This is a genomic window from Rhizobium sp. N122 (genome assembly GCF_002211295.1).
GTDB lineage: Bacteria > Pseudomonadota > Alphaproteobacteria > Rhizobiales > Rhizobiaceae > Rhizobium.
Genome location: NZ_LOKU01000080.1, coordinates 66,049 through 92,636, shown reverse-complemented (window position 1 = coordinate 92,636; position 26,588 = coordinate 66,049). Strand labels below are relative to the sequence as shown.

Annotated in this window: 24 protein-coding genes; 7 read left to right on the top strand and 17 right to left on the bottom strand. The window is 62.5% G+C overall.

The genetic code is table 11. The features are described from left to right. Positions 1 to 4 precede the first annotated feature (4 nt). The gene (gene cyoA, locus ATY75_RS33045; protein ID WP_088940708.1) at positions 5 to 1,186 is read right to left on the bottom strand and encodes a ubiquinol oxidase subunit II; all 1,182 of its coding nucleotides are present in this window, start codon (positions 1,184 to 1,186) and stop codon (positions 5 to 7) included. Positions 1,187 to 1,563: 377 nt separating this feature from the next. Between cyoA and ATY75_RS33040 the strand changes: the two genes are divergently transcribed. The 4 genes from ATY75_RS33040 to ATY75_RS33025 all read left to right on the top strand — a co-directional run bounded on the left by ATY75_RS33040 (position 1,564) and on the right by ATY75_RS33025 (position 4,572). Then, on the top strand, positions 1,564 to 2,895 hold the full coding sequence (locus ATY75_RS33040; RefSeq protein WP_088940707.1) for an MFS transporter: 1,332 nt from the start codon (positions 1,564 to 1,566) through the stop codon (positions 2,893 to 2,895). A 98-nt stretch (positions 2,896 to 2,993) separates the two neighbouring features. Continuing rightward, a complete protein-coding gene (locus ATY75_RS33035; protein WP_245317677.1) occupies positions 2,994 to 3,509 on the top strand; it encodes an alpha/beta hydrolase in 516 nt (171 codons plus the stop codon). A gap of 317 nt (positions 3,510 to 3,826) precedes the next feature. Then, positions 3,827 to 4,285 carry a hypothetical protein gene (locus tag ATY75_RS33030; protein ID WP_088940705.1) on the top strand — a complete coding sequence of 153 codons (459 nt, stop codon included), beginning with the start codon at positions 3,827 to 3,829 and terminating at the stop codon, positions 4,283 to 4,285. Further along, a complete protein-coding gene (locus tag ATY75_RS33025; protein WP_088940704.1) occupies positions 4,282 to 4,572 on the top strand; it encodes a type II toxin-antitoxin system RelE/ParE family toxin in 291 nt (96 codons plus the stop codon). The genes ATY75_RS33030 and ATY75_RS33025 overlap by 4 nt, the downstream gene beginning before the upstream one ends. A 7-nt stretch (positions 4,573 to 4,579) precedes the next feature. Here the strand turns inward: ATY75_RS33025 and ATY75_RS33020 are convergent, their stop codons facing one another. The 14 genes from ATY75_RS33020 to ATY75_RS32960 all read right to left on the bottom strand — a co-directional run bounded on the left by ATY75_RS33020 (position 4,580) and on the right by ATY75_RS32960 (position 21,071). Continuing rightward, positions 4,580 to 5,047: a cyclic nucleotide-binding domain-containing protein gene (locus ATY75_RS33020; protein ID WP_004679746.1), complete on the bottom strand. Its 468-nt coding sequence runs from the start codon at positions 5,045 to 5,047 to the stop codon at positions 4,580 to 4,582. A gap of 98 nt (positions 5,048 to 5,145) precedes the next feature. Next, complete coding sequence (locus ATY75_RS33015) at positions 5,146 to 7,860, bottom strand: ABC transporter ATP-binding protein (protein WP_064842954.1); 2,715 nt, start codon at positions 7,858 to 7,860, stop codon at positions 5,146 to 5,148. Positions 7,861 to 8,014: 154 nt separating this feature from the next. Beyond that, positions 8,015 to 8,200, bottom strand: a complete 186-nt coding sequence (locus ATY75_RS34435; protein WP_143535392.1) for a hypothetical protein — start codon at positions 8,198 to 8,200, stop codon at positions 8,015 to 8,017. After that, on the bottom strand, positions 8,197 to 8,649 hold the full coding sequence (locus tag ATY75_RS33010; RefSeq protein WP_088940703.1) for an EVE domain-containing protein: 453 nt from the start codon (positions 8,647 to 8,649) through the stop codon (positions 8,197 to 8,199). The genes ATY75_RS34435 and ATY75_RS33010 overlap by 4 nt, the downstream gene beginning before the upstream one ends. A gap of 3 nt (positions 8,650 to 8,652) precedes the next feature. After that, complete coding sequence (locus tag ATY75_RS33005) at positions 8,653 to 9,024, bottom strand: VOC family protein (protein WP_088940702.1); 372 nt, start codon at positions 9,022 to 9,024, stop codon at positions 8,653 to 8,655. A 64-nt stretch (positions 9,025 to 9,088) separates the two neighbouring features. Then, positions 9,089 to 9,784 carry a YafY family protein gene (locus ATY75_RS33000; protein ID WP_088940701.1) on the bottom strand — a complete coding sequence of 232 codons (696 nt, stop codon included), beginning with the start codon at positions 9,782 to 9,784 and terminating at the stop codon, positions 9,089 to 9,091. A 121-nt stretch (positions 9,785 to 9,905) separates the two neighbouring features. Continuing rightward, on the bottom strand, positions 9,906 to 11,045 hold the full coding sequence (locus tag ATY75_RS32995; protein WP_088940814.1) for a glycosyltransferase: 1,140 nt from the start codon (positions 11,043 to 11,045) through the stop codon (positions 9,906 to 9,908). Next, on the bottom strand, positions 11,042 to 12,289 hold the full coding sequence (locus ATY75_RS32990) for a glycosyltransferase (RefSeq protein WP_088940700.1): 1,248 nt from the start codon (positions 12,287 to 12,289) through the stop codon (positions 11,042 to 11,044). Before ATY75_RS32990 ends, ATY75_RS32995 begins: the two co-directional genes overlap by 4 nt. A gap of 10 nt (positions 12,290 to 12,299) precedes the next feature. Further along, complete coding sequence (locus ATY75_RS32985) at positions 12,300 to 13,505, bottom strand: glycosyltransferase family protein (RefSeq protein WP_088940699.1); 1,206 nt, start codon at positions 13,503 to 13,505, stop codon at positions 12,300 to 12,302. Between the two features lie 97 nt (positions 13,506 to 13,602). Then, positions 13,603 to 14,775: an ABC transporter permease gene (locus ATY75_RS32980; RefSeq protein ID WP_172599313.1), complete on the bottom strand. Its 1,173-nt coding sequence runs from the start codon at positions 14,773 to 14,775 to the stop codon at positions 13,603 to 13,605. Beyond that, entirely contained in the window at positions 14,775 to 15,773 is a 999-nt protein-coding gene (locus ATY75_RS32975) for an ABC transporter permease (protein ID WP_088940698.1), read from the bottom strand. The genes ATY75_RS32980 and ATY75_RS32975 overlap by 1 nt, the downstream gene beginning before the upstream one ends. A 3-nt stretch (positions 15,774 to 15,776) precedes the next feature. Beyond that, the gene (locus ATY75_RS32970) at positions 15,777 to 17,684 is read right to left on the bottom strand and encodes an ABC transporter substrate-binding protein (protein WP_088940697.1); all 1,908 of its coding nucleotides are present in this window, start codon (positions 17,682 to 17,684) and stop codon (positions 15,777 to 15,779) included. Next, the gene (locus ATY75_RS32965) at positions 17,684 to 19,573 is read right to left on the bottom strand and encodes an ABC transporter ATP-binding protein (protein WP_088940696.1); all 1,890 of its coding nucleotides are present in this window, start codon (positions 19,571 to 19,573) and stop codon (positions 17,684 to 17,686) included. Before ATY75_RS32965 ends, ATY75_RS32970 begins: the two co-directional genes overlap by 1 nt. Before the next feature lie 154 nt (positions 19,574 to 19,727). Continuing rightward, positions 19,728 to 21,071 carry an adenylate/guanylate cyclase domain-containing protein gene (locus tag ATY75_RS32960; protein ID WP_088940695.1) on the bottom strand — a complete coding sequence of 448 codons (1,344 nt, stop codon included), beginning with the start codon at positions 21,069 to 21,071 and terminating at the stop codon, positions 19,728 to 19,730. A gap of 590 nt (positions 21,072 to 21,661) precedes the next feature. On the opposite strand from ATY75_RS32960, the gene ATY75_RS32955 reads away from it, so the two are divergent. Next, on the top strand, positions 21,662 to 22,999 hold the full coding sequence (locus ATY75_RS32955; RefSeq protein ID WP_088940694.1) for a nucleotide sugar dehydrogenase: 1,338 nt from the start codon (positions 21,662 to 21,664) through the stop codon (positions 22,997 to 22,999). On the opposite strand, the gene ATY75_RS32950 is transcribed toward ATY75_RS32955, so the two are convergent. Continuing rightward, entirely contained in the window at positions 22,989 to 24,164 is a 1,176-nt protein-coding gene (locus ATY75_RS32950; protein ID WP_088940693.1) for a DUF3095 domain-containing protein, read from the bottom strand. The two genes, ATY75_RS32955 and ATY75_RS32950, sit on opposite strands and share 11 nt — an antisense overlap. 124 nt (positions 24,165 to 24,288) lie before the next feature. Between ATY75_RS32950 and ATY75_RS32945 the strand changes: the two genes are divergently transcribed. Continuing rightward, positions 24,289 to 24,768 carry a class I SAM-dependent methyltransferase gene (locus tag ATY75_RS32945; RefSeq protein WP_088940692.1) on the top strand — a complete coding sequence of 160 codons (480 nt, stop codon included), beginning with the start codon at positions 24,289 to 24,291 and terminating at the stop codon, positions 24,766 to 24,768. Between the two features lie 225 nt (positions 24,769 to 24,993). Here ATY75_RS32945 and ATY75_RS34865 read toward each other — a convergent pair whose 3' ends face one another. Further along, positions 24,994 to 25,146 carry a hypothetical protein gene (locus ATY75_RS34865; protein WP_190241470.1) on the bottom strand — a complete coding sequence of 51 codons (153 nt, stop codon included), beginning with the start codon at positions 25,144 to 25,146 and terminating at the stop codon, positions 24,994 to 24,996. 452 nt (positions 25,147 to 25,598) lie between these two features. On the opposite strand from ATY75_RS34865, the gene ATY75_RS32935 reads away from it, so the two are divergent. After that, positions 25,599 to 26,510 (top strand): ankyrin repeat domain-containing protein, encoded by a 912-nt coding sequence (locus tag ATY75_RS32935; RefSeq protein ID WP_088940690.1) that lies wholly within the window; start codon positions 25,599 to 25,601, stop codon positions 26,508 to 26,510. Positions 26,511 to 26,588: the final 78 nt, after the last annotated feature.

The window sequence follows — 26,588 nt, the reverse complement described above, 5'->3', positions numbered from 1 at the left end:
CAGGTTAATTGTTGTTGTTGAGCTGCGCCGGCGCAGGATCGGCGCCGTTGGTCATGCCGGGCATGGAATGGCCGTCATGCCGCATGTCCGTGCCGGGCGTGCTGTCCATGCCGGGCATGTCGTGCTGCATGCTGCTGCCATTGGTGTTTGCCGGTTCGCTGCGCGCCGGGGCGCCCGTTGCCGGCACGGTGGCGGCAGGCGCCACGATGCCTTCGTCGGCATGGCGGTTGTCATATTGCAGCTTCTCGCGGTTCTCCACGCTCTCCTTGCCGCCGCCGCCCATCATGTCGATGTGCATCATCTCGTTCATGCACATCTTGCCGGGTGTGGCGCACATGTTGAGGATGGCGTTGTAAAGGTCGGCATCGGCACCGGCATAGTAGCGCACCGGCTCCTTCTCGCTCGGCTTTTCGAGCTTCAGATAGGCGTCGCGGTTCAGCATCGTGCCCTGCTGCTTGACCTTGGCCACCCAGGCGTCGAAGCCTTCGCGGGGAAGGCCGTGAAACTTGAAGCGCATATGCGAGAAGCCCGATCCGCTGTAATTGGCGGAGAAGCCCTCATACTCGCCTTCTTTGTTGATGACGGCGTGCAGCTTCGTCTCCATGCCCGGCATGGCGTAGATCTGGCCGGCAAGGGCGGGGATATAGAATGAGTTCATCACCGAGGAGGCGGTGATCTTGAAATTGATCGGCTGGTCCACCGGCGCGGCAAGCTCGTTGACGGTGGCGATGCCGAGTTCGGGATAGAAGAACAGCCACTTCCAGTCGAGCGCCACGACCTCGACGGTCAGCGGCTTGGTATCGGCCGGGATGGCGCGCGCCGCATCGAGGCGGTCGAGCGGCCGGTAGGGATCGAGCTTATGGGTGGAAATCCAGGTCACGGCGCCGAGCGCGATGATGATCGCCAGGGGTGCAGCCCAGATGATGATTTCGAGGCGGGTCGAATGGTGCCATTCCGGCGCATAGGTTGCGGCCGTGTTGGAGTGGCGGTAGCGCCAGGCGAAGAGCAGCGTCAGGAAGATCACCGGGATGATGATCAGAAGCATCAGCACCGTCGAGATGACGATGAGATCGCGCTGTTGCACGGCGATGTCGCCTGAGGGCGCCATGACCACCATGTTGCATCCTGCCAGGAAAAGCAGCGGCAAGACGGATAGAAGGCGGGAAAACTTCATGAGTTTTGGCACGTCTCTAAGCTCTTGTTGTTTCGTTTGTCTCGCGACTAAAGCACTGAACCTGATCGCGACATGAGGCCTTTGGTCGCAGTGCAGCAAGCATGCCGCACTGCGGCGTAAATCATGGTGTGCTATAGCGTTGAAATCCTGATGAAATCCAGAAGGATTTGTCGCCGACGCATGTTTCAGTCCAATATATCCCCAAGAACCGGCCGGGCCAGCATTTGCAGGGGAAAATCACCATTCGGGTCATGCAATTTTTCCTATCTGCGCTTCATTTGCGCCGCGATGATCAACTATTTCAGTCTTACGGACTTGATAAGCCTGCGGGTTTGATCAAGATCACGCTTGGGGCGCCTTGCCGGAAGCGCCTTAACGAGGAGGCGTTTATGGCAACAACATCGCATTACGGGCCGTCATCATCGTCGCTGGAACGCGACGCGCGGCGTATTCACGACGACAAACCGGTTTCGCCTGGCAGCATCGCCGTCGGCGTGGTGATCGGCCGTATGTCGGAATTCTTCGATTTCTTCGTCTATGGCCTCGCCTCGGTCCTGGTCTTTCCACAGCTGGTCTTCCCCTTCGCGCCGGACAGGCTGACGGCGACGCTCTATTCCTTCGCCATCTTCTCGCTGGCCTTCCTTGCCCGCCCGGTCGGCTCCGTCGTCTTCATGACCATCGACCGGATGTATGGGCGCGGCACCAAGCTGACGATCGCACTCTTCCTGCTCGGCGGCTCCACCGCCTCGATCGCCTTCCTGCCGGGTTATGAGGAGATCGGCGTCTGGTCGATCGCGCTGTTGGCGCTCTTCCGTCTGGGCCAGGGCTTTGCCCTCGGCGGCGCCTGGGACGGGCTTGCCTCGCTGCTGGCGCTCAACGCGCCGGCCAATCGCCGCGGCTGGTATGCGATGATCCCGCAGCTCGGCGCGCCGATCGGCTTTGCGCTGGCAAGCACGCTGTTCGGCTATTTCGTCGCCAATCTTTCCAGTGAGGATTTCCTCTCCTGGGGCTGGCGTTATCCCTTCTTCGTCGCTTTCGCGATCAACGTCGTGGCGTTGTTTGCGCGTCTGCGCCTGGTGATGACCAAGGAATTCGGCACGCTGCTCGAGCAGCACGAGCTGGAGGCCGCACCGATCCTCGACGTGCTGCGCGTTCACGGCCGCGACATTCTGATCGGCGCCTTCGTGCCGCTCGCCAGTTTTGCCATGTTCCACCTCGTCACCATCTTCCCGCTCGGCTGGATGAGCCTTTACGGCAACCAGCCGATCGGCGCCTTCATGGTGGTGCAGGTGGTCGGCGCCATGGTCGGCATCGTCGCCATCATCGCCTCGGGCCTGATCGCCGACCGCATCGGCCGGCGCGCCCAGCTTGCGATCTGCGCCGTCCTGATCGCCGTCTTCAGCTTCGTCGGGCCGATCCTGATCGCCTCCGGCAATAACGGCCACGACGCCTTCGTCATCATCGGCTTCGGCGTGCTCGGCCTGTCCTTCGGCCAGGCGACCGGCTCGATCTCGTCGCGCTTCGGCCGCGGCTATCGCTATACCGGGGCTGCCTTCACCTCGGACCTCGCCTGGCTGATCGGCGCCGGCTTCGCGCCGCTGGTGGCGCTCAGCCTCTCCAGCCGCTTCGGCCTGACCTTCGTCGGCTACTACCTGCTCTCCGGCGCCATCTGCACACTGGCGGCGCTCGCCTTCAGCAAGGCACTGGAACAGCGCGAATAGTGTAAACCCGCAGCAGTACGCCGGAAAGTCCGGCGTGCTGCCTCATTCTCTATGGTATCCAGAGCGGCGCCGCCAAATTGATGCAGCACTTGTTGGTCGTGAGCGATATCCACGGCTTTCCCGAAACTTTCGCCGAACTCTTGGATGTTGGGTGCTCTGAGCACCGCTTACTACAGCTGGCCGACCTGAGCGGTCGCCCCGGTCTGCGCGGAGACGAGCTTCACCACCATCTTTTCAACGAAGACGGCATCCTACATGCGGTTCGGGCACTTCGCGAGATGGATGGACGCACGTGCTTGGGGATCGGTTTTAGCGCCGGTGGAACTGCTTTGTGGAATGCGGTCAAAGAGGGGCTGGAGCTTCAGGCCCTGATCTGCGTGTCATCAACCAGATTGCGCTTCGAAACGTCTCCACTGAATATACCCACAATGGTAGTCTGGGGAGAACTCGATCCATATCGCCCGCCTCAAAGCTGGAACAACCTTGTTCCCAAGCGTTGGAAAACCTATGCTGGCAAACAGCACGATTTTTACCGCACCGATGCGCTTGCATCCGAATCGCCATTACGGGCCGATATTACAGCGTTCATTGAAGGCCGTTTCCTCTTCGCATAGCATATATCTGCGTTGCATCGGCTATTCGCCGGGACGCCTGCCCCTCATCCGCCTGCCGGCACCTTCTCCCCGTTTTACGGGGAGAAGGGGATATGCCGCGACCTCTCCGTCCCTCGCTAACGTCTCGTGGGGCAAGTCCCCTCTCCCCGTTTTTTACGGGGAGAGGGTTAGGGTGAGGGGCAGTCGGCCCGGGCTGGAAAGTGGAGGTCTTGGGAAACCACGCAGCCTTTCATCTTCGGCTGCGCAATTCCAATTATTGAACGCATTGCAATCTATAATTAAATGCATATCCTTGTCGGCCTGAAAGAGGATATGCCATGACCGCAGAAACCATCGATCATTCGACCCTTTCCCGCCTTGTCGAAGCAGGCGCGGTCGATGCCGCGCATGTCGTCGGCAAAACCGGCGGCTGGTCCGTCGTCATCCGCTACGGCAAATCAGAGCGTCCGCTCGCCGCCCAGCGCAGCCGGCAGGTGCGTGTGTTCAAGCGCATGGATACGCTGGTGTCCTATCTCAAGGATATCGGCATCTCGCAATTCGACGTCGATGCGGCCGATTACGTTCCCGAGACGGCATCGCGGCCGGATCGGGCCGCCGCTCTGCGTCGGACCCATGAGGCGGCGGAATACGACAAATGGTTCCGCGAACAGGTCGAGGAAGCGATTCGGGAAGCCGATGATCCGAATGCCGTCTGGATCCCGCACGAAGTCGTCAAGGAAGAGATGGCGCGCGAGCGGGCTGAGCTGCTGGCGCGGCTGAAGGGCGAGGCCAAGTGAAGCTCGTCTGGCGTGCGAAAGCTCAATCAGATGGCAAAGAAGCAATTCAGTTTATCGCCGACCAGAATGTCGTCGCCGCGATAAGCCAGCTTGATGAAATCGAGCGTCAGACCGATTTGCTTATCGATCAGCCGGAGATCGGTCGGCCCGGCCGAATCAATGGAACGCGCGAACTGGTCATTTCACGCACATCTTTTGTCGTGATCTATCGTATTCGCCAGAACGTCAGCCAAGTGGAAATACTGCGCCTTCTTCACGGCGCCCGGCAATGGCCGCCGCAACGCTAAATGCGTTTTACTGCGCCATCTGCGGCTGCTTTGCCGCCCGGGCCGCGGTCAGTTCCGCCGTCGTGTGGTTCAGGCGGTCGGCGAGCACGCGCATGATTTCCACGGCCATTTCGGGGAAGTCGCTGAGCAGCTTGAGGAAGTGCTCCTTGCTGATGCGCAGCACTTCGAGCGGCGAGGTGGCGCGCACCGTGGCCGTGCGCGAGACATCGCAGAGGATGGCGATTTCGCCGACGATGGAATTGAGCTCGACATCGGCGACCTTGATCTCGCCGGCCGGCGAGGAGACGATGATGTCGGCGCTGCCGGAGAGGATGACATAGGCGGCGTCGCCGACATCGCCCTGATGGAAGAGATCCTGGCCGGCCTTGTAGGTCATGCGGTCGGAGGTGAAGGCCAAAAGCTTGAGCTTGGCCGGTGCAATCCTCGAAAAGATCGGCACCCGGCGCAGCATTTCGACTTCGTCTCTCAACAGCATGAGCGTTTCAATCCCCTGACGCAGGGTTCTTGGAACCAGGCGCCTTCAATTCCGGGCGTCCCCCCGGGAACGCCTACCATCGCCGCCGCAATAGAATATTACGATAACAGTTCCTTGAACATCCCGTTTTTCTCGGAAAGTTCCGGATAGTTTCCGGCTTCCGCCAGCCCGCCGCGGTCGAAGAGCAGGATCCGGTCGAACATCTCGGCGAGCCGCGCATTGGAGAGCACCCAGATGATCGCCGGCCGCTTGCCTTCTTCGTGCAGGTCTTCGACGATGTTGCGGGCGATCTGATCCTGAACGCGCTGGTCGAGCGCCGACAGCGGCCGGTTGAAGATGAAATAGTCCGAGCGTTTCAACAATGCACGCGCCAGATTCAGCTTCTGCCGCTGCACCATGGTCAGCCGCTTGCCGCCGGAGCCGACGTCGAATTCCAGCCCGATCGACAGGACATCGTCATAAAGATCGAGCGCGTCGAAAAGCTCGCCCATGATGGCGCGGATGCGGTCGGAGGCATCGGCCTGCTGATAGGCGATGCGGCCGAAGAGCACATTGTCCATCAGGCTGGCCGACGGGGTGAAACGCTCGGCGTCATAGCGCTCGATCAACTCGGCGAGATCGGCCGGGATATGCTCGTGGAACTGCTTGCGGGCGCTGACGATCTTGTCCATCAGCTCGTCGGTCAGCAGGCCGAAGCGGTGGCGCGGCTCGATATAGGCGAAGCTCAGCCGGATGATGGCCGAGCGTTCCTCGGGCGTCGCATCCTCGAAGCGGCGGCTTTGCAGCTTCTGCAGCAGCGCCTGGTAGGTGGGAATGTCGTCCGCCGTCATGAAGGTCAGCTGCTGGAAGAACGGATGGTCCGGCGGCAGGTCGTGGAAGAGTTCGACGGCGTTCTCAGCGATCTCGAGGCCCATGGCGTAGAGATCGGTGCTGAGCCCCGTCTCGCGGAACAGCTGCTGGAAATAGGGATGGGCAGCCAGCCGGCGGTTGGTCATCAGCGGCCGCTTCATGGTGCCGAACAGCAGGTTTTCGCCGACCGTCGCCTGGGCGTTATAGGCGTCGAAATCGAAGGGCACGACGATGCCGTCGAGCCCTTCGTCGCGCAGCCGGTCCCGGAGCGAGGCGCGCAGGGCGACGACGTGGTCGCTGACTGCCACATGTACGTCGGTATTGACGTTCGAGCGCAGCGCCAGATCGAGGATGTCCTGCGAGATCAGCACGGCGTCGAGCACCGGGCGGATGGCCTTCAGCAGATCTTCCGGCCCGCTGGCACCGGCCGCCTGGTAGTCCACCCAGTCGCTGTTGAGATCGAGCGTCGGATTGCCGGCCTTCACCGCCTCGACGGAATGCCATTTATATTCGAGCGCTTCCTTCTCGTCGTAGACGGGATCGGTCATCGGCGCGTGTTTGAGGCCGTAGAGCAGATTGCTGGCGAGCGAGCCGTGGAAGAAGAAAGTGTCGGCCGAGGCATAGGAGATGCGCCGGCCGGTGATCGATTCCGGCAGGTCCAGCAGGTCGCGCCCGTCGATGGTGATGCGGCCGGAGTCCGGCCAGACCATACGGCCGAGCGCTTCCGCGAAGGCTTCGGCGCCGCTGCCGTTCGGGCCGACGATCGCCACCGTCTCGTTCGGCTTGATCTCGACGGAGACGTGGTCGACGAGGCGGGCGCCGCTGTCGTCGGAGAGTGAGAGATTGGTGACGACGAGCGCGCTGGTCAGCGCGCCGACGGGTGCGGTCGCCAGTTCCTGGATGCGGCTGTCGATCAGCGGCTCGACATTGAACTGCTCGTAGACCTGCTGGTACTTCACCTGCACGTCCTGGCGCATCTGATCCCAATCGATCAGTTCCTTTAGCGGCCCGGGCAGGTCCTTATAGGCTGATATGACGGCGACGAGCTGACCGATGTCGAGCCGGCCCTGCAGCGCCAGGTAGCCGCCGATCGCATAGAACAGGAAGGGCGTGACCTGGGCAAGGAAGTTGTTGATGAACTTCACCAGGAATTTCCACTGGTAAAGGTCGTAGCGGATCGAAAAGATCCGGCCGAGCCGCGAGGCGATGTCGGCGCGCTCGAGGTTTGATGTGTCGTTGCCGTGGATCGTGCCGATGCCGTCGACGATTTCGCCGACGCGGCCGGAAAGTTCGCGGGCCGTCAGCTGGCGCTGGCGGCCGAGGTCCAGCAGGCGCTTGCGCATGCGGGGGATGACGACGGCCTGGACGCCGACGATGCCGGCTGCGATCATGCCGAGCCAGAAATTCTGGACGATGATGAAGGCGAGGGCGGTGATCGCCTGGCCGCCGAGAAGGGCAGGCGAGACGAAGGCATCGCCGGTGAAGCCGCCCATCGGCTCCACCTCGTCCTTGATCATCGTGGCGATCTCGGCCGATTTCACCCGCTTGAAGTGGATGGGCGGAAAACGTAGGACCCGGTCGATCAGTTCGAAGCGGATACGGCGCAGCATGCGCTCGCCGAGCCGGCCCTTATAGGTGTTGATATAGAACTTGAAGAGGCCGTTCAGCACCACCAGCGCCAGAAACACCAGGCTGAGCGCCATCAGCATCTGGAACCGGTTGAGCTGCAAGCCTTGAAAGAATTCGACATGGCCGATCAGCGGAATGTCGTAGGCGATGTGCATGAAGGTCTGTCTTGCGCCCGGACCTTCGAAACCGTCGCCCTGGATCGGTCCGTTGACGATCTGCTTCGGCAGATCGAAGGACAGGAAATAGGGCACCATCGAGGCGGCGACGACAGCCAGAATCCACAGCTGCTGCAGCCGCGTGTTCTTCCAGATGTAGCGGGCGAGGCTTTTTTCCATGGCTTAACCGTCAGCGTGCTGGGAAATTCCGGGGGCCGGGATGGGGAGGAAGTCTGAGAACAGGACCATGCAGCCGGACCGCCGATATCGCAATGAATACAAGGCGAAGCGACCGGCTGCAGACGTGCCGATTCTCGCCGGAACATTGCTTATATCACAGGATTTTTGGATTACAGCGCCGCGCGTCTGAAAAGACGCGCAAAGGAGGCGGTAAGGCTTGCAATTGCTGGATAATTTTATCCCCGAGCCGGTCCGCAATCTTGCCGGGATCGGCGCTGCGCGCAAAGAAGCCCCCGGAAAAATCCGGGGGCCGGTCATGGGTCCGGGCGGTCGGGTTCACGCCGCGACGTCGCGAAGCATGCTATTCGGATCGGCATGGCTCATCGCTTCCGCGATCATATCGGCATCCTCGTCGCCGATGCCGAACAAACCGAAGCGGAGCTGATAGCCCCAATTGGGGCCGACCCTGGTGAAGGCGAGCCGGCCGAGCAGCGACCGGATCGGGGTTTCCTGCGCAGGCTGCCAATCGACATCCCGCCGCCAGGGCCTGAAACCGCTTTCCATCTCCACCTGGTAAGGCGCGTCGTCGCGGGCCATGCCGATCGCAGTGAAAGCCTGAAGGCGGTCCTTGCCGCCAAAGACCACGGTGGGCGAATAATAGATCACGCGATCCCCGGGCGTGATCCGCCTGAGGGGTGACGCCTTGCCGTGGCAGACCTGCATGAAGCCGGCTTGACGGCCGATGCGCACATGCTCTGCGGAGGCGACGGCGATCCAGGCTTTGGCCATGGCTCAAACCTCCGTCACGGTGTAGACGCGCAGACGATGCCCATCAGGATCGGCGGCGACGAAGCTTCGGCCGAAATCGAGATCGGTCGGGGCCATGACGATATTCGCGCCCTTGGCCTGCCAGTCGGCGTGGGTCGCATCGACCATGTCGGTGGCGGCGACCTTGAACCCAATTTCGGAGCCGCCGCCCGCCGCTGCCGGCGCGGGCTCGACGCCCGCCTTGCCCCAGAGACCGAGCCCCAGGCCGGAGGCCAAGATGAACATGGCGAAGGTCTCGCTCGCTTCCACCGGCTCCTTGCCGAGCAGCTTGGCGTAGAAGCGGGCGCTCGCCGGCGCGTCGGTCACGTAGAGAAGAATGCTGTTGCTGGCGATCATAAGGGTCTCCTTGTTCGTTGGACAGCAGAACCTTATGACCAGACACTGCCAAATTCTGGCAGTATCATACGTCTCGATGCGATATTCCCTGGATCTCCCGCCATTGTTTCAGCAGCGTCTGCCGGCGCTTGGGATAGCGCGCGTCGAGCACTTGCGCATGAACGATCCGATCCGTGCGAAACGAGCGGAAATCCTGACGGAGTTCGCACCAGCCGAGGAGGAGGCGCACCTGGTCGAAAAAGGCAAGCGCGAAGGGCCACACCACACGCTCCGACGCCACGCCGGAGCCGTCGCTATAGGACAGGGAAAGCTTGCGTTCGGTGCGGATCGCCTTGCGCAGCAGGGCCGGATCGACCGAGTCGACAGGGAGTTTGACGCCTGGCCCCACCAGGAGGGCGGAGGCCTCCAATGCGTCGCGCAATTCGGGCGGCAACACGGCGGCGATCCGCGCCAGCGCATTTCGCGCCGCATCGCGTAAGTGATCGTCCCCTCTGTCCGCGACCCATCGGGAGCCGAGCACGAGCGCTTCGATTTCCTCAGGCGGAAACATCAGCGGCGGCAGCAGAAATCCCGGTTTCAGCACATAACCGACGCCGGGTTCGCCCTCGATAGCGGCGCCCTGGGCCTGAAGGCTGGCGATATCCCGATAGAGGGTGCGGATGCTGACGCCGATCTCGTCGGCCAGCACCCCGCCACTGACCGGCCGGCGGTGGCGGCGCAAAACCTGGAGAAGGTCGAGGAGGCGTTCGGAACGAGACATGAGGTAAGCTTATACAGGCTTGCTGCTGCCAGATAGTGGCAGGATGAGATTTGCCGGGCCTTTGCCGAAGCCGTGCGCCCGCTACATTAACCGCGGGCGCCCATCGAAATCCTCAAAGCTTTCAATTGCCGGTCAGCATGGAACGGATGATGCCGGCGGTTTTCTCCGCCCCATCGAGATCGAGTGATACCGCGCCGCGCCCTGGTGCTGCGAGCGCCTTTTCGACGGCTTCCTTGACATGGCCTGATGTCAGTCCCGTTTCCGGCAGGATATCGGCGAGATCAAGCGCCAGCAGCCGTTCGGCGCGCACCGTCTGCTCGGTCTCGCCGCCGGCGACAAAGGGAATGAGGATCGCCCGGCATTGACTGCGCAGGAGGTCGCCGACCGTGTTGTAGCCGGCCTGTGAGATCGAAACCTTCGCGCCGAGCAGCAGCGAGGGAAAATCCTTGCGGAAACGCACCAGCGTCACGTTTGGGGCGACGTCCTGCGACAGCGCGGCGAAATCGGCCTCCGGCAGGTTCGGGCCTGCTATCAGCAGCCAGCGAAGATCGGCCGGCAGCAGGGCTGCCGCCTCTTTCGCCGCGCCGATCAGCGCGGCGCCGACCGCGCCGCCGCCCGCCGATGCGATAATGTCGAAGGTTTCGCTCGGTTCCGGCGCCGGCGGCGCGGCGACGAGGCCGGTGTAGCGCAGCCTGTCGGCAATCTCAGCCGTCAGCGGAAAAGTGTCCTCCAGCCTGATGAAGCCGGGATCGCCGTGGACGAGCACGGCATCGAAATGCGCCCTGACCAGTGCCGCGGTCTCCGCGTCGCGGCCGGCCTTGCGGTTTTCCTGGAGGATGTCGCGCACCGAACTGAGGAGCTTCGGCCGCGGTTCGGCCGTGTCGATCGCCGCCAGCAGCGGCAGCAGTTCGAAGCGCATCTGCCGCCGGCCGAAGGGGAAGGCTTCGATGATGACGACATCGGGCCTGGCGGCATGAAAGGCCTCAAGCAGCAGATCGCGGCGGGCATTGAGGAATTCTTCGCCCGCTGGCCGGCCATCGGCATCGGCGAGGCCGGAAAACCCGGCATTGCTGGCGACGACCGCCGGCAGCGCCACGGTCTTGACGCCGTCGCCGGGAAAACCCGGCACCGGCAGGCCGCCGGTGACCACCGTGACGTCGAAACCATCCTTGACGAGCGCGTTGGCGATGCGGCTGGCGCGGGCGATGTGGCCGATGCCGAGCAGGTGCTGGACGTAGAAGAAGATACGCGGTGCCGTCATGACGCCTTCTGCCATTCGGCCTCGAACAGGCCGCTGAGCTGCCGGATGCTGGAGTGATAGTCGAAATCGTCGCGCACCCGCTTTTCGGCGGCATCGCCGAGGCGCTTGCGCAAGGCCGGGTCGCGGACCGCCGCCGTCAGGGCCTTCGCCAGCAGCGCCGGATCCTCGGGCGGCACGACGAGGCCGTTTTCGCCGTCCTTCAAGAGTTCCGGCACGCCGGATACCGTCGTGGAAACACAGACCAGTCGCTGGCTCGAGGCTTCGACAAGCACATTCGGCAGGCCGTCGCGGTCGCCGTTGGCGGCGATCCGGCAGGCCAGCGCGAAGAGGTCGGCGCGGCGGTAATGATCGAGCACGTCCTCCTGCGCCATGGCGCCCTTCCAGACGATGCGGTGGGAGAGGCCGAGTTCGCTGGCGAGCGCCTTCAGCTTCGCCAGCGCCTCGCCGCCGCCGATATGATCCATGCGCCAGTGCAGATCGGCAGGCAGCAGGGCGAGCGCGCGCAGCAGCACGTCGTAGCCCTTCTTCTCGACGGCGCGGCCGACGCTCAGGATGAGGGCGGGATCGTCCGGGCTGTCGCCGGTCCGTTGCGAACGCTCGCCGGCAAAGTGGCCGAAACGGGCGAGATCGAGACCGTGGTAACTTAAATGCACCGCATCCTTGCGCGACGTCAGCGTGCGCATGTGCTCATAGCCCGTCCTGGTGCAGGTGACGGCCCAGCGGGCGCTGCCGAGCTTTTCCTGCAGCTCCCAATCGGGCGACGTCCAAATGTCCTTGGCATGCGCCGAACAGGTCCAGGGCGTGCCGGTGAGGATGCTGGCATATTCCGTCACCGAAGCCGGCGTATGGATGAAATGGGCATGCAGCCATTCGCCGCCATCAGGCCATTCGCGCCCCAGCACCAGCGCCTGGCCGAGACGGCGGAAGCGGTTGCGGGAGAGGTCGCGCTTGAGATCGGCGAGGAAACGTTTGAACAGCGCCTTGAAGCCGGGTCTGGAGAAACCGGCGACGAGGCCTTTCAGCACCCGGATCGGCTCCTCGTGCAGATATTCCGGCAGGTAGACGACGCGCGCCTTGATCTCGTCATGCACGGGATGGCGCTTCTTGTCGGTCGGCCGGCGCATCGAGATCAGCGTCAGGTCGAAGCCGGCCCTTTCCAGGCCGAGCAACTCCTGGGCGATGAAGGTTTCCGAAAGGCGGGGATAGCCTTTCAGCACGACGAGAATCTTGCGGCGTGGCGGCAAAGGCTGTGCCCTATTCCGCGACGAGGGAAAGGTGGCTGGCGCGGCCGTCGATCCATCGGCCGACCGTCTGCGAGATGTGGTCGAGCCCTTCGAGATGCATATTGCTGCCGCTCTTCGACGGTGGCAGGCGCGAGGGCAGGCGCTTCAGCGCCTCGGCCATGATGGTGGGATCAACCGATTGTTCCGGCAGCAGCATGTCGACGAGGCCGAGCTCGCTGGCGCGCTTGGCGCGCAGCAGCTGTTCCTCGCGCGGCTTGACGCGCGGCACGATGAGGGCCGGTTTGTCGAAGGAAAGGATCTCGCAATAGGTGTTGTAGCCGCCCATGGCGACGACGCCGGTGGCGCCGTCGATCAGCTCTTCCATGTGGTTGTCGAACTCGATCACCTCGATATAGGGAATGGCTTCGCCCTTCTGCACCAGCTTGGCGCGCTCGACGGCCGGCATATAGGGCCCGAGCACGACGAGCGCCTTCTGCGTCAGCGTCGGATCGGCCTCGTAGGCGTTCATCACGTCGTGAACGAGATCGGAGCCGTCGCCGCCGCCGCCGGTGGTGACGAGCAGGTAATTGTCCTTGCGGGCGTTGATCGAGGTCTTGCCCTTGGAGACGCTGCGCTGCAGGAAGCCGACGAAATCCATCTTCCGGCGCAGGCTCGCGGGCACGTCGAGACCGATCAAAGGATCGTAGAAGTCAGGCGGGCCATAGACCCAGACGCTGTCGTAATATTGGTCGATCTTCTGCATGATGCCGTTCCGCTTCCACTCGGCCTCGAGCAGATGCGGCGCGTCCATGACCTCGCGCAGGCCGAGCACCAGCACCGTGCCGCGGGCCTTGAGATAGGCGAGCGTATCCTCGACCTCGCCCTTCAGTCCCATCGGCTCCTTGTCGACGATGAAAATGTCGGGCTGGAAGGTTTCGGCCGTGTGGCGAATGCTCGATTCGCGCATCTTCAGCGTCTCGTGCAGGTCGATATGGCTGGCAAGCGAGGTATATTCGCCGTTGCGCAGCTTGATGACGCTCGGGATCTTCACGAAGTCGACGCGGGCGCGGTAATCGAAGGCGCCGGCGATCGTCGCACCCGAAATGATCAGGATGTTGAGGCCGCGATAATCCTCGACCAGCGCATGGGCAATGGCACGACAGCGCCTGAGATGGCCGAGGCCGAAGGTGTCGTGGCTGTACATGAGGATGCGCGCATCTTCGAGACGTCTGGCCATGGGTGTTCCCTCCGGGGTGAACAACATGCGTTAGTACCCCCACCGTCCGGAGGCCACGTGGCGGGGGCGGTGCCATGAGGCGCCGCCGGGTTTTCTGCTATTTGTAGGGATCTGCCGCATCACGCAAGCCGTCTCCCAGAAAGTTGAACGCCAAAATGACAAGAACAACAGGAATGATCGGATAGAGCAGCCAAGGATAAAAGGCGATGACGCTGACGCTTTTTGCCTCGGTCAGCAGAATGCCCCAGCTGGTGATCGGCGGGCGAAGGCCGAGGCCGAGGAAGGAGAGCGCGGTCTCGCCGAGGATCATGCCGGGGATCGAAATCGTCGCCGAGGCAATGAGATGCGACATGAAGCCCGGCACCAGATGCCGGCCGATGATGCGCGGCGTGCTGGCGCCCATCAGCTGCGCCGCCTGGACGTAATCCTCCTCGCGCAGCGCCAGCAACTTGGAGCGCACGGCACGCGCTAGCCCGGTCCAGTCGATGATGCCGAGAATGACGGTGATGCCGAAATAGATGACGATCGGGCTCCAGGTCACCGGCATGATCGCGGCCAGCGCCATCCAGAGCGGCAGGCTCGGCAGCGATTGCAGCACTTCGATCAGGCGCTGGACGACGAGATCGAAAATGCCGCCCCAATAGCCCGCAAGGCCGCCGATGACGATGCCGAGCAGGAAGCTGATCGAAATGCCGATCAGGCCGATCGTCAGCGATATGCGCGCGCCGTAAAGAATGCGCGACAGCACGTCGCGGCCGAGCCGGTCGGTCCCGAGCAGGAACATCTGGCCGCCGATCGCCGGGCAGACCAGATGATAGTTCGAGGCGGCAAGGCCCCAGAATTTATAGGCATCGCCGCGGCAGAAGAAACGGATCGGCTGCACGTCGTTCGGCCTGTCGGTATAGACGCGATGCAGCGTGTCGAGATCGAGCGTCATGCTGCGGCCGTAGACGAAGGGACCGACGAAATTGCCCTTGTCGAAGAAATGGATTTGTTGCGGCGGCGCATGGATGAAGTCGACATTGCGCGTGTGCAGGCCGTAGGGCGCCAGGAATTCGACGATCAGGATCATCAGGTAGACGGCGGCAAGAAAGATGCCGGAAATCAAGGCCAGCCGGTGCTGCTTGAACTTCCACCACATCAGCTGCTTCTGCGAGGCGAGATGGATGCGCGATTGCGCCGCCGTCATGGTCTCGGTCGCCAGGGGGTCGAAGGGCGCGGTCGAGACGTAGTGCGGAAGCGGCGCGCCGGGTGCGGGAAGGGGCGACATTATTTGGTGCTCCTGCCTTGCAGACGGATGCGGGGATCGAGGAAGCCGAGCGCGATGTCGGAGATCAAAACGCCGATGACGTTGAGGAAGGCCAAAAACATCAGGAAGGAGCCGGCGAGATACATGTCCTGGCTTTGCAGCGCCTTGATCAGCATCGGCCCGGTCGTCTCCAGCGACAGCACGATCGCGACGATCTCGGCGCCTGAAATGATCGACGGCAGGATCGAGCCGATATCGGCGACGAAGAAGTTGAGCGCCATGCGCAGCGGATATTTGAGCAGCGCCCGCATCGGATGCAGGCCCTTGGCGCGCGCCGTCGTCACATATTGCTTCTGCATCTCGTCGAGCAGGTTGGCGCGCAGCCGCCGGATCATGCCGGCGGTGCCCGCCGTGCCGACGATGATGACGGGAATCCACAGGTGGGAGAGGATCGAGCGCGCCTTCTCCCAGCTCATCGGCGCCGAGATATATTGCTGGTCCATCAGATGGCCGATCGAGATGCCGAACCAGATATTGGCGAAATACATCAGGATCAGCGCCAGCATGAAGTTCGGGACGGCGATGCCGAGCAGGCCGAGGAAGGTCAGCCCGTAATCGCTCCAGCTATACTGATGCGTGGCCGAATAGATGCCGATCGGAAAGGCGATCAGCCAGGTGAGCAAAATGGTCGTGAAAGAGACGAGGATCGTCAGCCACAGCCGCTCGCCGACCACGTCGGAAACCGGCATCTGGTATTCGAAGGAATAGCCGAAATCGCCGTGCAGCATGCCGCCGACCCAGTAGAAATAGCGCACGATCTCCGGCTTGTCGAAGCCGTATTGCTGGCGCATCTCCTCGATTTCCTGGAGATTGGCGGTCTCGCCGGAGGCGCGCAGCTCGGCGATCTGACTTTCGAAGAAATCGCCCGGCGGCAGCTCGATGATGGTGAAAACCAGCGCCGAAATGACGAAGAGCGTCGGCACCATGGCGGCGATGCGCCAGAGAATATATCTGAGCACGCCTCAGGCCTCCTTGTACCAGAATGCATCCGGCATGTAGATGCCGAGATAGGAGGTGGGATCGAAGCCGTAGAGGGCTTTCTCCGGCAGGTTCTGCAGCTTGGCGGCGCGAAGGATCGGCTGCAGTGTGCTGTTGATCAGGCCGATCGAGAACACCTGCTGGGTATAGAGCGACAGCATCTTGTGCCAGATCACCTGACGCTCCTCGAATTTTGCCGTCGAGCCCCATTGTTTGAGCAGGTCTACCAATTCGGCGGCCTCAGGCAAGTCCGGTGCGGTGCCCTCCTGGCCGGCGGAGAGGTAATGCATGCCCCAGAGCGGCCATTGCAGCTGATCGTCGAGGGTCGGCGCCAGCCCCGAGGGCGACATGTCGGCCGTCGGCACGCCATTGTCGAGGCCGTACCAGATCGACATCATGATCGAGCCGCTCATGGCGCGGTTGCGGAAGACGTCGCGCTGCGAGGTGCGGGTATAGAGCGCCAGGCCGATATTGGCCCAGTGATCGTGCACCAGCTCCAGCACGTCGGTATCGAGATTGCTCTCGCCGGCGGTCTCGACGGTGATCTCGGCGCGCCGCCCGTCCGGCAGCAGCCGGATCCCGTCACTGCCGCGCTTGGTCAGGCCGATTTCGTCGAGCAGCCGGTTGGCCTCGTCGGCATCGAATTTCACGAAGGCATCGGCATATTCCTGCTTGAACAGCGGGCTGTCGGGCAGGACGGTGTCGGCGCTCGGCGTGCCCAAGCCGTAGAAGGCGACCATGTTGATCTCATGCCGGTCGATCGCCAGCGACAAGGCGCGGCGCAGGCGCACATCGCGGAAGAGGCCGCGCCACACCTCGTCGGCGCAGTTGAGGTTCGGCAGCAGCGTGATGCGCGAGCCGCGCGCCACCTTCCAGAGATTGACCTTCACCGGGAAGCGCTTCTCGGCTTCTTTCAGAAAGGTATAGTCGTTGAAGTCGATGCCGGTCGCCTGCAGGTCGGCTTCGCCTGCGCCCGCCTTGGCGGCGATAATCGACGACGAGGAGACGTTGAGGATGAACCGGTCGAGATAGGGAAGCTGCCGGCCGGTCTCGTCGACGCGGTGGAAGAACGGATTGCGCTCGAAGACGAACTGCTCGGCCGGCAGCGCCGTCGTGTTGCGCCAGGGATCGAGCGTCGGCAGGTTGGGATTCTCAGGCCGGTAGGATCGGGCCATCTTGATGTGCAGGTCCTGCCATTTCTTGACGCGGTTGGCCTGCATCATCTGTTCCATCTTCGCCTGGTCGGGCTGGAACTTCTTATGGAACTGCTTGAGATAATGCGCCGGACCGACGATGACGAGCGGGATGGGGCCGGCCAGCGTCGGCAGGAACATCGGGTTGGGCTTGTCCCAGGTATAGCGCACCGTCAGCGGATCGAGCATCTCGAAGCGCGGCAGGCTGCCATGCGGGCGAAGCTCCAGCGCGCCGCCGCCCGGCGTCAGCTTGTCGTTGAGGATGACGTCTTCCCACCAGTAGCGGAAATCGTCGGCCGTGAACGGCTCTCCGTCGGACCATTTATGGCCCTCGCGCAGCGTGAAGGTGAAGACCGTGTCGTCTTCCGAGCTGAAACCGGCGAGGATATCCGGCTGGAACTGCAGGTGCTTGTCGTAGCCGATCAGGCGGGCATAGCCGTAAATCGTCATGAAGCGGATGTCGCGCTGGCTGCCGATGATGGTGCGCACCGTGCCGCCGTAGCTGCCGGGTTCGAGCCCCATCTCCTTCAGGTTGACGATGCGCGGGCGGGCGGGAATGCGCTCGGCCATACCAGGCAGACTGCCGGCAGCCAGGCGCTCCTTGAGAAACTCAGGCTCGACGGCCTGCTCGGCCCGAAGCACGGCGGGCGCGATCGCCGCGCCGACGAGGCCGCCGAGAAAAGTGCGACGCGTCACCATCAGCGCAACTCCTTGGCATCGGCGCCTTTGCGGGCGCGCACCAGATGGCCGTCGCCGAGATCGGCATAGGCAAGCTCGGAGGCGTCGTCATGCTCGGCGGTGAAGGTTACGCCCCAATTCTGCTTGTCGGCGGCGCCGTTTTCCCGGAGCGCCTTGAAATCGAGCGGCCGGTCGAGATCGGGGAAGGGGACGGCGGCGAGCAGCGATTTCGTATAGGGATGCACCGGATCGCGCAGGATGATCTCGCGCGGCGCGATTTCGACGATGCGGCCCTTGCACATGACGGCGATGCGGTCGGCCATATAATCGACGACGGCGAGATTGTGCGAAATGAACAGATAGGTCAGCCCCAGTTCCTTTTGCAGATCCTTCAATAGGTTGAGGATCTGCGCCTGGACGGAGACGTCGAGCGCCGAGACCGGCTCGTCGAGGATGACGAGCTTCGGGCCGAGCGCAAGCGCGCGCGCAATGCCGATGCGCTGGCGCTGGCCGCCGGAAAAACTGTGCGGGTAACGGCTGAGGTAACGCTTGTCGAGGCCGATCGCCGCCATCAAGCCTTCGACCTTGCGCTTGCGCTCGTCACTGTCGCCGCGGTCGTGAATTTCAAGCGGTTCGCTGAGGATGTTGCGCACCGTCATGCGCGGGGAGAGCGAGGAGACCGGATCCTGAAACACCATCTGGATCTTGGTGCGCATGTCCTGCAGTGCCTCGCCGCGCACCGAAAGCACGTCGATCACGTCCTTGCCGTCGTTGAACACCACCGAGCCGCTGTCGGGTGTGACGGCGCGCATCAGGATCTTGCTGAGCGTCGTCTTGCCGCAGCCGGATTCGCCGACCAGGCCGAGGCATTCACCGCGGCGGATGTCGAAGCTGACATCGTCGACGGCATGGACGACGGCGGCTTCCTGCTTGCCGAGCAGGCTGCGCTTGCGGGTCTTGTAGGTCTTCGAAAGATTGGCGACCGAAAGCAGTGTGCCCGGGGCTTCGGCCTGCAGCGGCTTCTTCTTGCCGACGAGGGTCTCGAGATTGACCGGCACGTCGCGCAGCGCCTTCAGCCGCTCGCCGGGTTTCATGTCGAAATGCGGAACGGCGGCCATCAGCGCCTTGAGGTAGGGATGCTGCGGATTGCGGAAGATCGCCTCGACCGGCCCGGCTTCCATGATCTCGCCGTGATAGATGACGACCACCTCGTCGGCCATGTTGGCGACGATGCCGAGATCGTGGGTGATGAGCAGCATCGCCATGCCGAGCTTGGCTTGCAGGTCACGCAGCAATTCGAGGATCTGCGCCTGGATCGTCACGTCGAGTGCCGTCGTCGGCTCGTCGGCGATCAGCAGCGCCGGCTTGCAGATCAGCGCCATGGCGATCATCGCGCGCTGGCGCATGCCGCCGGACAATTCGAACGGATACATGTCGTAGGTGCGGTGCGGATTGGTAAAGCCGACGAGGCCGAGCATCTCCTCGGTCTTCTCCCGCGCTTCCTGCTTGTCGATCTCGGTATGGATCAAAAGCACTTCGCTGATCTGGTTGCCGACGGTGTGCAGCGGCGAGAGCGAGGTCATCGGCTCCTGGAAGATCGTCGCCATGCGCCGGCCGCGCAGATCGCGCATTTCCTCGCTGTCGCGCGAAAGCGACAGAATATCGGTCGTGCTGCCGTCCAGCGGATCGGTGAAAAGGATGCGGCCGGAGGCTCTGGCCGGATTGGGCAGGATGCCCATCACCGACTGGCTGATCACCGATTTGCCGGAGCCGGATTCGCCAACGAGAGCGGTGACCTTGCCCGGAAGAATGCGAAGATTGGCTTCCTTTACGACACGCAGCCGGTCGCCGAAAACCGAGAAGGAGACGTCGAGATTTTCAATACGCAACAAATCGGCTGCAGACGCCATACCAATGAAATTCCCCAGTCTTCTGTGTTCCCGTTAAGGCACACTATCGTACCGCAAACGGGGTGTCTAGCAGATGACAATCCAGGGAAAACCGTAGCATCCCGCCGAAGTTCCCCAGGCGAGACGCGTAAAATTTTGGCAGAGGTTCGCGCTTTTACTGGATAAACTTCTCCACGGTTGTCCGCTCGACGTGCTTCTTCGCGTCACGGTGCAGAAGAATGACCTGTTCGGCCTCGGAAAGCCCGTTCTGAACAGCCTCGCGGAAGCCATCTTCGACGTTGATCGCGGGGGCCGGCGCCCGCGGCTGCAGCACCGTCACCTTCTGGCGGATGCCGCGCAGTTTCTCTTCGCCGAGCGTCGTCCATTCGCCGCCGCAATAACCGGCGAATGCCTGGCTGGCAACGACCTCGCGGCCGTATTTCTTGGTCAGGACCTGCAGCCGCTGCACTTCGTTGACCGCCGAGCCGAAGGCGGAGAAGGTCAGGCGGTCCTTGAGGCCGACATTGCCGAACATGACGTTGCCGACATGCAGGCCGATGCCGTATCCGACCTTGCTCAGGCCTTTTGACTCGCGGTCCCGGTTGAGCTCGGCGACCCGCGCCTGCGCCTGATGGACGGCGGAAAGGGCTGCCTCGCAGGCGATTTTCGACGGGTCCTTGTGGCGCCCGCAGGGATAGACGGCGAGGAAGCCGTCGCCGAGGAAGCTCAGGATCTCGCCGCCATTGCGGTTGAAGGGGGCGGCGATCGCGTCGAAGAACTGGTTCAGCGTGTCGATATAGGCCTGGCGGCCTTCCTTTTCGGCATACATGGTGGATTCGCGCATGTCGCCCATGACGAGTGCGGCACGGATCGTCTCGCCGTCGCCGCGGCGGATCTGGCCGTTCAGCACCCGCTTGCCGGCATCGCCGCCGAGATAGGTGGTCAGCATGTTGTTGGCGAGCTTGCCGAGCACGGCCATCTTGGCGGCGACCGCCAGATGGTTCTGCATCTTCAGCAGTGCTTCGATCATGTCGTCGGAAAAGCCGTTATGGTGGTCGGTCGACCAGGACCCCATCATGCCCTGCACCGAGCCGTCGCGAAAAGGCTGCACGAAGGCGAGGTAGTCGGTGATGGCGTCCTTGCGCAGGTCCTCGAAGATCGGGAATTCGACCGGTCCTTCCTGCATCAGCCGGCGGCGGATGTGCTGCAAATTGTTGTCGAGCAGGTAATAATAAGGGCTCTGCAGAAAGCGGTCCGGCTTCTGCCCGGCCGGCATGCGGAAGCCCTCGATGGTGACGCCGCTGGCGCGCCGCCAGGTGAAGCTCAAAGCGTCATAGAGCGGATGCAGCATCGAAAAAGTCAGATGCACGCGGGCAATCGGCAGACCGGCGGAGGCAAGCCGTTCGCAGAAGCCGCGCACGATATTTTCTAACTCGTCCCCGGCCAGCGAAGAGTTCGTCAGCCATTCAGCGACCCGGTCCAACAGGATGGAGGAGACGCTGGATTCGATCGTGCTCATTCTCGGTATGATCCTCATAAGCCACGCCATCCCAGAGAAAAAATTCCCTCGGCCGGCACATTTTCATGCGCAGGTCACAAGGAATTCAGGATGTACGAGCGGTATTATTTGTCAACGATCTGCCGAGAGCCCGACAGCGGCACCCCTCTGCTCCCCGTATCGGAGGACCGGACGGGTTGTCCTTTCACGGTGGTTCATTATCAAAAGTCAAAATAGGGATGCTGCAAGTGCGAAACAATGGGATCGGGATTTTTTTGTGCGCTCAAGTTGCAACAAAGGATTGTGCCGGGGCATTTCGGCCACACCTGGGTAGGGATCTTTGAGAGCCCAAGGCCCCTCCCCAACCCCTCCCCACAAGGGGGAGGGGCTTAACCTGCCGCATCGTTCGCAAAAAAATCAACGCCGAGAACGCTTAGGTTGAAAGAGGGTAGATCGCTGCCGCAGGTTAGCCCCGCCCCCTTGTGGGGGGGTGGGGAGGGGTCTTGGTCGCCAACCGACACTATAGCCGCCGGGGAGAAGAGGCCCCGGGTTTAATTCACCGCGATCATGCATTAGATCAGCTTCCTCTTCCCCGTTTGAAAGATCCCGCTTTGTCCACCTCCACCTTCGACACGCTTTTGCAGAAGATCGAAACCCGCGCGGCGCGCGCCGGCGTCATCGGGCTCGGCTATGTCGGCCTGCCGCTGGCAATCGCGGTGGCGCGCAGCGGTTTTGCGGTCACCGGCTTCGACATCGACCCTTCCAAGATGGTGGCGCTTGATGCCCGCCGCTCCTATATCGACGCGGTCAGCGACGCAGCCCTTGCCGCCGAGATCGAGGCGGGACGCTTCCAGGCGACCACTGATTTCGCCGGTCTTGCCGCCTGCGACGTCATCATCATCTGCGTGCCGACGCCGCTCACCAAACACCGCGATCCCGACCTCTCCTTCGTCGAGGCGACGTCACGGTCGATCGCCGCGCACTTGCGCCCGGGCCAGCTTGTGGCGCTGGAATCGACCACCTATCCCGGCACCACCGACGATATCGTCAAGGTCATTCTCGAAGGCACCGGGCTGAAATCCGGTTCGGATTTCTTCGTCGGCTTCTCGCCGGAGCGCGAGGATCCCGGCAACCAGCATTACAACACCGCCACCATCCCTAAGGTCGTCGCCGGCGACGGGCCTGAGGCGCTGGCGCTGATGAAGGCCTTTTACGGTGCGGCGGTGTCAACCGTCGTGCCCGTCTCCTCGAATGCGACGGCCGAGGCGGTGAAGCTCACCGAAAACATCTTCCGCTCGGTCAACATCGCCCTCGTCAATGAGCTGAAGACCGTCTATGCGGCGATGGGCATCGACGTCTGGGAAGTGATCGATGCGGCCAAGACCAAACCCTTCGGCTACATGCCCTTCTATCCCGGGCCCGGCCTCGGTGGTCATTGCATCCCGATCGACCCCTTCTACCTCACCTGGAAATCGCGCGAATACGAGCTGCCGACCCGCTTCATCGAGCTTGCCGGCGAGATCAATTCGGCGATGCCGCGTTATGTCGTCGGCAAGCTTGCCGAAGCCCTCGACATCCGCGCCGGCAAGGCGCTGAGCCGCAGCAAGGTGCTGGTGATCGGGCTCGCCTACAAGAAGAACGTCGCGGATATAAGAGAGAGCCCGTCGCTGCGGCTGATCGAGATCATCGAGGAACGCGGCGGACGGGCCGATTATCACGACCCCTTCGTCGCCGAGATCCCGCCGACACGTGAATACCAGGCGCTGAAGGGCCGCCGGTCGGTGGCGCTGACGCCTGATACTATCGCCGGCTACGACGCGCTGCTGGTCGCCACCGACCATGACAGTGTCGATTATGCGGCGCTGGCAAAAGGCGCTGCGCTGATCATCGACACCCGCAACGTTTTCAACCGGCTCGGCCTTTCGGCTGATCACGTCATCAAGGCGTGACGGCAACGCCGGAAAGCGATTTGCCGGTCATCCGGCTGGCGGCCACCGCATAGCCGCCTGACGCGCCGTCGATGAAATGCATGTGGTCGCGCGAGATAGGCGTCGGCACGAAGCAGGTCATCAGCGCCGAGGCCTGCCGATGCAGGCCGTAGCGGGCGACGCCCTTGGCCCGCGCCGCTTCCAGCAGCGTCTCGATGCGTTTCAGGTGTTCGGCGTCGACATCGACCGTCATCTTCAGCCCGTCGTCGAATTTGCGGAAATCGGAATTGCCGGCGACGTCGCGCTTGTAGCGGCGCGCATCGAAGCGGCCGAGCGGAATGCCGAGCTGGTGGAAGACGACGGTGATGGCGAGTTGCAGGACGATGATGAGTTTCTGCCGCAACCGCCGGCCGGCGGGCGCAGTCGCCTTGGCCTCGCGATTGATGCCGTGCAACGAGAAGGCGAAATTCGGGCCCTCGGCCGGCACCGGATGGCTGCCGCGGTTCTGCTCGCCGGTGATGGCGACGATGCCGTTGACGAGGTCGCGGAATTCTTCCCCCGGCCGGCCTTCGCCGGGAACCGCGATGATCGAGACGATCTCGCCGTTCTGCGCATCGATCGGGCTCCAGCGGCAGGAGAGGCCGGTGAGATCGGGGCGTGTACCGGCCGCCGCGCGCGCGACGGCGTAATGGCCGAGCTTCATCTGTCTCTCCGCCCAGCTGGTGCCGCCGCCCCAGAACATCGCATAGGTGACATGCGGACTTGCCGAGTATCGTGCGACGCGCACGTCAAAACCCTCGGCGCGGGTCTCAGTGACCGGAACGATGGCGACGCGCAGCATCAGGCCGAGATCTTCCTCGACCCAGACCTGCACGGCGGCAAGGGCCTCGCGCGCCGCCTGCTCCAGCGAGCCGGGAAGCGCGATCAGCGCGCCGTCGCCGCCGAAGACGAAGGGATAATCGCCCTTGCCGACGGCATTGAGGACAGCCGAAATGACGCTGGCGCCCGCCATGTTGACGTCCTTGTACCGGCCGCCGGCGATCGCCTGCGTCGATCCGACGATATCGGCAAGCGCCAGCACCCACCCATCCGGCAGCGGCCGGTAATTGGCGGCGTCAGTCACGCCCTCGAAGGCGCTGAACAGCGGCACGGCGGCAAAGAATTCTTCGTCGGTCACGGTTTTCATGTCATCCAGCTTAGCACAGACCCATGTTGCCACTGCAACGCCATTTCCCATTTACGGCAATCGACTTGGCAAGGTTTCATGTGTTAGCACGCGCTCACGATTTTTCATGACGGATATGGATTAGATGAGTCGCCTCGACAGCTTCATTCGCCGGTTGACGGCGCAGCGCGACATTTTGAACGCGATCATCGATCTGGTCGGCGAAATCGAAGGCCCGGTGCTGGAATTCGGTCTCGGCAACGGCCGCACCTATGATCATCTGCGCGAAAATTTCCCCGGCCGCCGCATTATCGCCTTCGACTGGGAGGTCCGCTCCTATTCGGCCTCGACGCCAGCGGCGCAAGACATGGTGACCGGTAATATCCGCGAGTCCGGCCAGGCCTTCCTCGGCATCGGCGCAGCGCTCGCCCATGCCGATATCGGCACCGGCCATGACGAGATCGACGCCGTGACGCTCACCTGGCTGCCGCAGCTGATGGCCGGCGTGCTGGCCCCAAACGGCATCGCCGTCAGCGGCTTGCCGCTGGAGCATGAGGAACTGGTGGCGTTGCCGCTGCCGGAGGGGATCAAGGAAGGGCGGTATTTTCTTTATCGGAGGACGTAGGTGTTGTTGGGTAGCGACTGCGGTACCTTAAGCCTGAACGTCAAGACCGTATAACCGCAGGTGTGCCTTGTTGACGTTGCTCTCGAGTTGGCATTTTCGTCCGATACCTGTGCTTTTTGCACTTGGCAGTCTTTGGATCATGTTTCGCGAAAACCCAAGGACTTGGTTTTCCGCGGTCACGAGCGTCCCTATTTTGGCGTATCTCTATGCCAACATTTCTGTGATCTATTTCAGCAGGACGCCAATTTCGATATTGGCTGCGGTATTGGCAACAATAGTCCCATGTTTATGTTTTTCGCTGTTTTTAATGCGGAGGCTCGGCATCAAGTCCATCGGTAACCCGGAATTCTCTCGGGCGAAGGCGATGCTGTTTGCCATCTGCGGGCTCGCTGCAGCATCGCTAGCCATTTATGGCGCGGCATATGTTCCCTCACAGTGTACGAATCAAAAGTGCGAAGTTGGCGTCAGTCTGTTCGGTCCCGTCGAGTACATCGCTATCTGGTTTGCTTGCACGTGGAGCGGATTTATGGGCTCCTTGTCTCTCCTGATGCTATATGGCGTCGTCAGTGGGCGGTGGGGCTTGCCCGAAGACATTGAGCAACGTTAGGGAAGACCGTTATTTCCTTGCTTTGAGGAGTTATCCCCTCACAAAGCACAGAAATAAGCCGTAGCCGATCGCGCTACTCGCCTCCGCCTCGGGCGTGCTGGCCGGCGTTCATTGCCATCAATCGCTGGTAAAGTGGTTGGCGCCATAGGCACACTGCGAACTGGCCAGTGGGTGTGATCGGGTATATCATTGTCGATCACCGTATTGGCCGGGGGAGAGCCAGATGCGTGAGCTGATCGGAAGCCTTCTCATCTATTTGAGTGCTGTTGTAACCGCCCAAGGCGGTCCGCTTCACGAGGCGGTCAAGAGCGGCGACCTGACCGCGATCGCGGCGGCACTCGATGCCGGCGCCGACATCGAGGAGCAGGACAAAGGCGCCACGCCTCTCTTCCTGGCAATTCGTAGTGGCCATTCCGAAGTCGTGGAATTGCTGATCGAGCGCGGGGCGGGTGTGAACAATCCGTCGGCGATGGGCCTGCCGCTGACCGGCGCTGTCCTGACGAACGCCGTCGACCTCGTGCGGCTGTTGTTGGCGCATGGCGCTGACCCGAATGCCGCAGCAAGGGGCGAGCGCATGCTGCACTTCGCGGTCGCGAACGGCTGTCTGGATTGTGTCAAGCTGCTCGTGGAAGCCGGGGCAGACGTCAATGCCGTCTGGATCCGGGGCGACCCCGCCCGTCTGCCGGCCATTGTCACGGCCTACCACCTCGCCAAACACGACGATCATGCCGATATCGCCGCCTATCTGCTGGCGCACGGCGTCACCATTCTGAAACCCGCGCCGATTTCCACGAAGCTGGCGAACGGCGACCCGGCAAGGGGCGCGGCGTTCTTTGCGCCCAACTGCTCCTCCTGTCATGCCACCCGTGCGCAAGGTGGACCGACCAGGGGACCGAGCCTGTGGAATGTCGTCGGGCGCGACAAGGCCTCGACCAAGTTCGACGGCTACTCCAAAACGCTGTCGGCTTGGGAGGGGTCCTGGACGTATGAGGACCTCAACATATTTCTCGCGGGTCCCACTTTGACAACGCCTGGCGTCGACATGGAAATCCGTGGCGCGCCTGAGGAAGCCGATCGGCTTGATGTAATCGCCTATCTCAGAACACTCGCCGACACGCCGGTTCCGCTGCCGTGAATAGCGCACGCAGCGCCCATGCCCCGTGAGGATGTCGCCGCGTCGTTGCCATGCCTGCCGATGCGGCGAAGCGAGCAC